Genomic DNA, 7,226 nt, shown 5'->3' with positions numbered 1-7,226 from the left:
AACCTAGTCTTATATGTACGTTTTAAATACTATTCATTGTAAGCATAATATGCAAAATTGTTGCTGAAGTAATCGTAACCTTTGTTTTTGAAATATTATGTGTACGGCTGAGCACAGGGCTAATACACATAATGTATATGCATAATATATTTTATCTGTAAGGTTTTGGGAGTCAGTTGGTCTTACTTATAACTGTTCATCTGAGAAAAAAAGATATGAGTAAAAGTAAATTATTGACCAAAGTAAGAGAGGAAATCCGCAGAAGAAATTATAGTTATCGCACGGAGAAGGCTTATCGCAGATGGGTTATTCGGTTCGTGAAATTTCATGGGCTTACACATCCATTAAAGATGGAAAAGGAGGAGGTCGTTGAATTTTTGAACTGGTTGGCGAATGAACGTAATGTGGCTGCATCTACACAAAACCAGGCGCTGTGTGCCATTGTTTTTCTGTATAAACATGTGCTCGATAAACCCCTGGGAGCATTTGATAACTTGCAGCGGGCCAGCAAGCCCAAGCGGTTGCCGGTGGTGTTATCTCCTAAACAGGCTCGGCGTGTGCTGGCTAATATGGGAGGTGATGCGCGGTTGATGGCTGAGTTGCTTTACGGGAGTGGTTTGCGTCAGTCTGAGTGCCTTCGACTGCGGATTAAGGATATCGATTTCGAATTTAATCAGATCTGGGTACGTAATGGCAAGGGCAAGAAAGATCGAACTACGGTGCTGCCTGAGATTTGTAAAGAGAAGCTTAAAAATCAGATTAAACGTGTAAAGCTTTTGCATCAAAAAGATCTGGATAAGGGATTCGGGAAAGTGGTTTTACCAAAAGCATTGTCGAAAAAATATCCGAATATGCCCAAAGAGTTTGGATGGCAGTACTTGTTTCCATCAGTGCGGCGGGCCGAAGATCCGCGGACGGGCAAAACCCAGCGCTACCACAAATCGTCATCTTATCTGCACAAGGCGATTAAAGCGGCAGTTTCGCAAACCAATATCATCAAGAAGGTGAGCAGCCATACATTTCGGCATTCGTTTGCTACGCACCTGTTGCAGGATGGGTATGATATCCGGACTGTACAGGAGCTGTTGGGACACAAAAATGTAAGTACTACCATGGTCTATACGCACGTCTTAAAAAAGGGTGGACGTGGGGTAAAGAGTCCAATCGATCATTGAAAACGATGAATGGTCATCAAAACAATCCCGTTAGAAATCGCTTGATTATGAGTTTTTATTACGTATATGTACTGAACAGTATTAAAGATGGAAATTGGTACACCGGATTTACATCTGATTTAAAGGAAAGGCTCCGGCAGCATAAAAGTGGTCAGTCAAAATAAACACGGGATCGGGGGCTATTAAAACTGATTTATTTTGAGGGATGTTTAAAGAAAGCGGATGCCTTGGCCAGAGAAAAATATTTAAAATCGGGGATGGGAAAAAGATATCTCAGGAATCGACTAAAACGGTCATTGAAAACCATAGATTTCTAACGGGGCGCACGTCCCAAAATAGGGAGGACGCGGAGTAAAGAGTCTAATAGATAGTTGGGGTTAAGAACTCGAAAAACAACAAATCTCGTATTATAACCACTTACATCTTTTCTTCTTTAGTTTTTTGCCGAAGTTAAGAGAATTTTTAGGGCATCAGAAAAGGACTCCATCGGAATAGTTGAAGACGGTGGTGAAGACAAAAATAATTTCCTGTTTGAAGATCCCGGGGCTTCGGGATCAAGTATAAATTATTTTCTGAGCTACCGGCGTAACCTGATGGAGTCCTTTTCGCCAGCCTTGATTTTTTACGAGCCTTTTGTATCAAGACAAAAGGCGAAAAGAAAGTATGTTAATGATTGTTGCACAAAAGTGATGCATTGGTCAGAGAAAAATATTTTAAATCTAGAATGGGAAAACAACATCAGAAAAATCTAAGAAAGCGTTCACTGGCAAATTTAGATTTCTAACGGGAGGGGACACGTTTTTAAAAAAGAGTGGACGTGGAGTAAAGGCCCTATTGATGGTAAACATTGATAAATGGCAAAACAAAAATTTGCCATGTCAAGATTTGCGCTCCATAAAATTTCTATGATCTTACAATTCACATCTTCCTTCCAGCATCAAACTTCTAATATCCCAAGTAACTACCGGATAGGGAATGTCGTTTTCTTTTGATGGTTTAAGTGGATAGCTTTCCGCCTCTAAAAACGCATTACTTAATACTTATCACTTGAATAATGAAAAATATCCTGAAATCAGGTCAAGCTACGTTTAATATTGAAGTCCCGTACAAGCTGATCGAAACGGGGGAATTATCCGATAAAAAGCCTTTGATCATTTACCTGCATGGGTTTAATCAGAATATGGAGCAGTTCGAAAAGCTGGTTGAGCCGATGCTTGATTTGAATGCCTTTCACTTGTTTGTGCAGGGGCCGTATCCAATTTATGATCGCAGCCGAAAAAAGAGAGTTGAAGACTGGGGACGTTCCTGGTATCTGTATGACGGGGAACAGGATCAGTTTGTAAACTCGCTGGAGTTGGCCTCTGATTTTTTGGAGAATTTGATTAGGGATATATTACAAGATATTTCAGCGAGCCGATTGGCTGTGCTTGGATATTCAATGGGTGGATATCTGGCGGGATATTTTGCCCTTTCTCGGTGGAAGCTTGTTGATGAGTTGATGGTTATTGGGGCACGTATCAAAACCGAGGTGTTTGAAGGACGAATAGGGAGTTATGAAGATATGAATGTATTGGCGCTGCATGGTACGGATGATAAGAGCGTGAAAAGCAAACCTCAGCAAAAAAGTTGTAAGCAGCTATCCGAATGGGGAGCAAATGTGACGTTCGAGGTAATAGACCGATCCCATAAATTGGATAATTTATACCTTCAGAAAACACAAAAATGGCTCAAATCCTTAGATTATAATTAAATATAGAATTTGAGATATAAACTTAGCATGTTTACAATCAGTTGGTTATAATCCATCAAGATTAACGTCGATTCAAAATAGGGAAACAGAGATATTTACTATCATGAATGTACTTGTAATTGAAGACGATCCTTCGGTACGCACGCTGGTAAAGGCGGTATTGGAAAAAAATGAGTATAACGTTGATATTGCCGAAACAGCCGAAAGCGGTGAAGAGCATGCCGTCGAAAATTCGTATGATATAATTATACTTGACTTGGGTCTTCCTGACGGTGATGGCTTTGACTTGGCTAAGGATGTGCGAGATCAGGATATAACAACTCCTATTTTGGTACTTTCTGCTGAGCAAGAGACGGATGTTAAAATTAAATGTTTACGTGCCGGTGTTGATGATTATTTGACCAAGCCGTTTAATACCGAAGAGCTTCTGGCTCGTATTGAGGCGATTAGCCGGCGCAGCGGGGAGGTTAACGGCGACCGAGTAATTGAATGTGGAGAGCTTAAAGTGGATATGCTCGAGCGCGAGTTCTGGGTGAACGATATCAAAGTGGATCTGACCAATAATGAATATAATTTGCTGGTATATCTGCTAAAGCGAAAAAATAATATTGTTACCCAGGAAGAGATTGCCGAGAACGTCTGGGACATCCACTTCGATACGCAGACCAACTACATAAATGTATATATCAGTTATCTTAGCGTAAAAAAATTCGGAACCACTCCGAAGAAGAGTATATCGATACCGTTCGGAAGAAGGGATTCATCATCCGATGTGAAGAGTAGTAGTTTGTAGATCTTTAACTATATAAAAAACCCTTGCAAGGAGTTTTATCTTGCAAGGGTTTTTTATGTTATAGCTAAGTTCACCGATATCAACCGGGATATCTTGCTTCTCCCTGTATGTATTGGCGCATATTTTTGATTTCGAACTCTTGCTTTGAGATAATAGATTTGACTAAATCCCCAATAGAAATTACTCCTGCAACAGTATCGTCTTTCATCACAGGCAAGTGACGTATCTTTTTATCGGTCATGATCGACATACAGGCCTCAACAGATTCTTCGGGCGTTACACAGTAAACATCATCAGTCATAATTTCGTGAACGTTCGTACTTTTTGAAGAACGTCCCTTTAGAATGACTTTACTCCGGTAATCGCGCTCACTGATAATCCCTTTTAACTGCTGATCTTCCAAGACGATTAGCGCTCCGATATCATGCTTATCCATCTTGCTAATGGCCTGGTAAACAGTTTCATTGGGAGCTATGGAATAGACTTTGGTTCCCTTGTTTTTTAAGATATCCCGCACAAGCATAAGACCTCCGTTTTTTATGTAAGAAAAAAGAACAGCTTAAAATCATTATAACATTTCTGAGGATTAAAAACATACACTCCGATTTTATTTATGGATAAGGCCTTAAAATCTAAGTTGATACAGTATTTACGGCAATTTGCTACCGAAGATCGGTGGCAGAGAATAAACAATGTGATTGATAATCGAACACGCTATGTGTCAGTTATCCTGGAGGATATCTATCAGCCGCATAATGCCAGTGCCGTATTGCGCAGTTGTGATTGTTTTGGGATTCAGGATGTTCATATTATTGAAAACAAAAATGAGTTCGATCCCAACAAGGGAGTAACGATAGGGGCAGATCAATGGATTACGTTGCAGTCGTATAATCAGCCGGACCAAAATAATACAGAACATTGCTACCAAAAGTTAAAGGAGAAGGGATATCGAATTATTGCTACTACGCCGCACGAAAATGATGTGACTATTGATGAGGTTTCGCTTGATCAAAAGACAGCGCTGGTATTCGGGGCTGAGCTTACGGGGTTGTCGGATTATGCACTGGAGCATGCCGACGGCTATGCCAAAATTCCGATGGTGGGATTCAGCGAAAGCTTTAATATATCGGTAAGTGCAGCTCTCTGTCTGTATGAACTAAGTACTCGGCTGAGAAAAAGTCGGGACGATTGGGAACTCAATGAGTCCGAGAAATTGGATTTACAATTTGACTGGCTTAAAAAATCGGTCCGGGCTCCCGAAAAACTTATTCAACGATATTTGGAAGAAGATAAAGAGTCGTAGCTGTTGGTTCAAAAAGCACTCAAATAAAAAAGGCTGCCGAAAAGCAGCCTCTTGTTACTAAAATTCCAATATTTGGATAACCATTGCTAATCCATGGACCGGTGATTATTCTCAACAATTTCCTTGTACATCATATATTCTTCGGGAGTGGTATCGGCAAATAAGAATTTGAGCGGATCAACGGGATTACTGCTTCTTCGAACTTCGTAGTGCAAGTGGGGACCTTCAACCATGCCCGATTCACCGGTAAAGCCGATCAAGTCACCGCGTTTAACTTTAGTGCCGGGCTTTATACCCTTGGCAAAAGAGGAGAGGTGAGCATAATAACTTTCGTAGCCGTATTCATGATCAATGATCAGTAATCGTCCATAAGTACCTTTTAGTCCTGCATATTTCACAACTCCGTCGCCCGTGGCAAAAATTTCGCTACCCACATTTGCTCTGAAGTCAAGCCCTTCGTGCTGGCGTTCATATCCCAATACCGGGTGATACCGCATCCCGTATCCACTGAGAATAATTCCTTCAGTTGGCTTAATAGCGGGAATATGCTTCATTTTCTCCCGGTTCTTGTTGTAGTAGCTTTTAATTTCGTTAAAGCTTACCTGCTGTATGTTGATACTTCGCTCCAGGCTTTCCAGGTTTTCAGCGGTCCATTTTAAAATCTCCGCAGTTTCCTGGCTATATACGTCAAATTCGGAATACACATCGGCACCACCGGCACCGGCCTGTCGCTCATCATAAGGAATTTTTTCCATTCCCAAGACCGACCGATACATCTCATTATCAGCTTTGGCCAGCTGGTCTACCTCTTGGTCTAAATCCTTAATTTTGGTCTTTGTTTGCTTCAGCTGATTGATAAGCTCCTGGTTTTCTGCTTTAAGGGCAATCTCAGCGGGAGTACCTACCGAAAATGAGAGAATGGAAATGCCAATTCCGGAAAGTACGACACCGCACAGAATCCAGATACAAGCCGTATAGACAATACGTTCTAAACTGTTGTATTCGACGGGCACAAACTCGCAGCTCTGCTCGTCGTAGTAGTAATAATTATTTAAAGCCATAGATGAAATGTTGTTTCATACTGATCTATAAGCAAGAGAAACTTATAAGCCGTTTGTTACAAACGAACTAAAAGTAGTGATACCTAACAAAATATCAAAAGGTGAATATGTGGCTACTCGATATCCCCTTCAAAATATTCGATGGCTCTTCGCGGCATGGCATCGGGATCTTTTTTATTGGCAATATGTGATTTTACCTTGTCCTGAAATGCTTCTGCGGCATCGTAACCGTAATGACGCAGAAGGTAATTCATAGCGATTACTTCGGCAATAACCGTTATATTTTTGCCGGGTGTGATAGGTAGATTGATGAGCGGGATATCTACTCCGAGAATGGAAGTGGTATCACGATTTAATCCTGTGCGTTCTATATCTTTGGATTCGTCCCACAGCGATAGCTCCAACACTACTTCAAGTCGTTTTTGATAGCGAATGGCCCTAACCCCAAACATCGACATGATATCGATGATACCGAGTCCGCGTATCTCCATAAAATGCTTGTTCATCTCGGTGGCAGAGGTCATCAATACATTGTTCTTTTTGGTAAGGATTACCACATCATCAGCTACCAGGCGGTGGCCTCGTTCAACCAGATCAAGGGCGACCTCACTTTTACCGATGCCGGATTTTCCGGCAATTAAAATCCCAATACCGTATACATCCACCATAGAACCGTGAACCATGGTTTGCAGGGCAAACTGGTCTTCCAAAAAATCCCTCGTCAAATGCATGAAGCGCGTGGTTTCCATAGAAGTGCCATACACAGGAATGTCTGCTTTGTCTGCTATTTCTAACAGGTAGTCGGGTAAAACATTGTTATGGGTCAGGATCAGAACGGGGATATCAAATTGAGTCAGGTTTTTAAAAGCATTAACCTGTTCTTCTTTGGAAAGATTTTTCAGATAATTTGTTTCGGTATTACCGATAATTTGTATCCGCTGGTGGGTAAAAAGTTTTACAAATCCGGCCAACGCCAGCCCGGGACGGTGTAAATCCGCCTCGGTAACATGGCGCTGATCGGCATTACTTTCGGCAACAAAGTTTTGTAAATCTATTTGAACGCGTTCCCGCAGGCGTTCAATAAGATAGGATACAGGTATATTCTCTTTTTTTGGAATTGATTCGTGGTCACCGAAAGGCATGA

The 7,226-nt window shown here is 41.3% G+C and carries 8 protein-coding genes; 5 read left to right on the top strand and 3 right to left on the bottom strand.

What is annotated here, in order from left to right:
• Positions 1-215: 215 nt before the first annotated feature.
• From U5J89_RS15315 to U5J89_RS15305, 4 genes are all read left to right on the top strand, one after another.
• Positions 216-1,175, top strand: coding sequence for an integron integrase (locus U5J89_RS15315; RefSeq protein ID WP_322576525.1), 960 nt, complete (start codon positions 216-218; stop codon positions 1,173-1,175).
• 5 nt (positions 1,176-1,180) lie between these two features.
• Positions 1,181-1,339 (top strand): GIY-YIG nuclease family protein, encoded by a 159-nt coding sequence (locus U5J89_RS16140; protein WP_416208550.1) that lies wholly within the window; start codon positions 1,181-1,183, stop codon positions 1,337-1,339.
• 890 nt (positions 1,340-2,229) lie between these two features.
• Positions 2,230-2,925: an alpha/beta hydrolase gene (locus U5J89_RS15310; protein WP_322576524.1), complete on the top strand. Its 696-nt coding sequence runs from the start codon at positions 2,230-2,232 to the stop codon at positions 2,923-2,925.
• A gap of 103 nt (positions 2,926-3,028) precedes the next feature.
• Positions 3,029-3,718: a response regulator transcription factor gene (locus U5J89_RS15305; RefSeq protein ID WP_322576523.1), complete on the top strand. Its 690-nt coding sequence runs from the start codon at positions 3,029-3,031 to the stop codon at positions 3,716-3,718.
• Between the two features lie 79 nt (positions 3,719-3,797).
• On the opposite strand, the gene U5J89_RS15300 is transcribed toward U5J89_RS15305, so the two are convergent.
• A complete protein-coding gene (locus U5J89_RS15300) occupies positions 3,798-4,241 on the bottom strand; it encodes a CBS domain-containing protein (RefSeq protein WP_322576522.1) in 444 nt (147 codons plus the stop codon).
• A 90-nt stretch (positions 4,242-4,331) separates the two neighbouring features.
• On the opposite strand from U5J89_RS15300, the gene U5J89_RS15295 reads away from it, so the two are divergent.
• A complete protein-coding gene (locus U5J89_RS15295) occupies positions 4,332-5,021 on the top strand; it encodes an RNA methyltransferase (protein ID WP_322576521.1) in 690 nt (229 codons plus the stop codon).
• Between the two features lie 86 nt (positions 5,022-5,107).
• Here the strand turns inward: U5J89_RS15295 and U5J89_RS15290 are convergent, their stop codons facing one another.
• Together U5J89_RS15290 and hprK are read right to left on the bottom strand one after the other, a co-directional pair.
• Positions 5,108-6,082, bottom strand: coding sequence for a M23 family metallopeptidase (locus U5J89_RS15290; protein ID WP_322576520.1), 975 nt, complete (start codon positions 6,080-6,082; stop codon positions 5,108-5,110).
• Between the two features lie 113 nt (positions 6,083-6,195).
• Positions 6,196-7,224: an HPr(Ser) kinase/phosphatase gene (gene hprK, locus U5J89_RS15285; protein WP_322576519.1), complete on the bottom strand. Its 1,029-nt coding sequence runs from the start codon at positions 7,222-7,224 to the stop codon at positions 6,196-6,198.
• Positions 7,225-7,226 lie beyond the last annotated feature (2 nt).

The sequence above is a fragment of the Fodinibius sp. genome, from assembly GCF_034521915.1.
Taxonomy (GTDB): Bacteria; Bacteroidota; Rhodothermia; order Balneolales; family Balneolaceae; genus Fodinibius.
The sequence above is the reverse complement of the archived record's forward strand: the minus strand, read 5'-3'. Positions and strand labels throughout refer to the sequence as shown.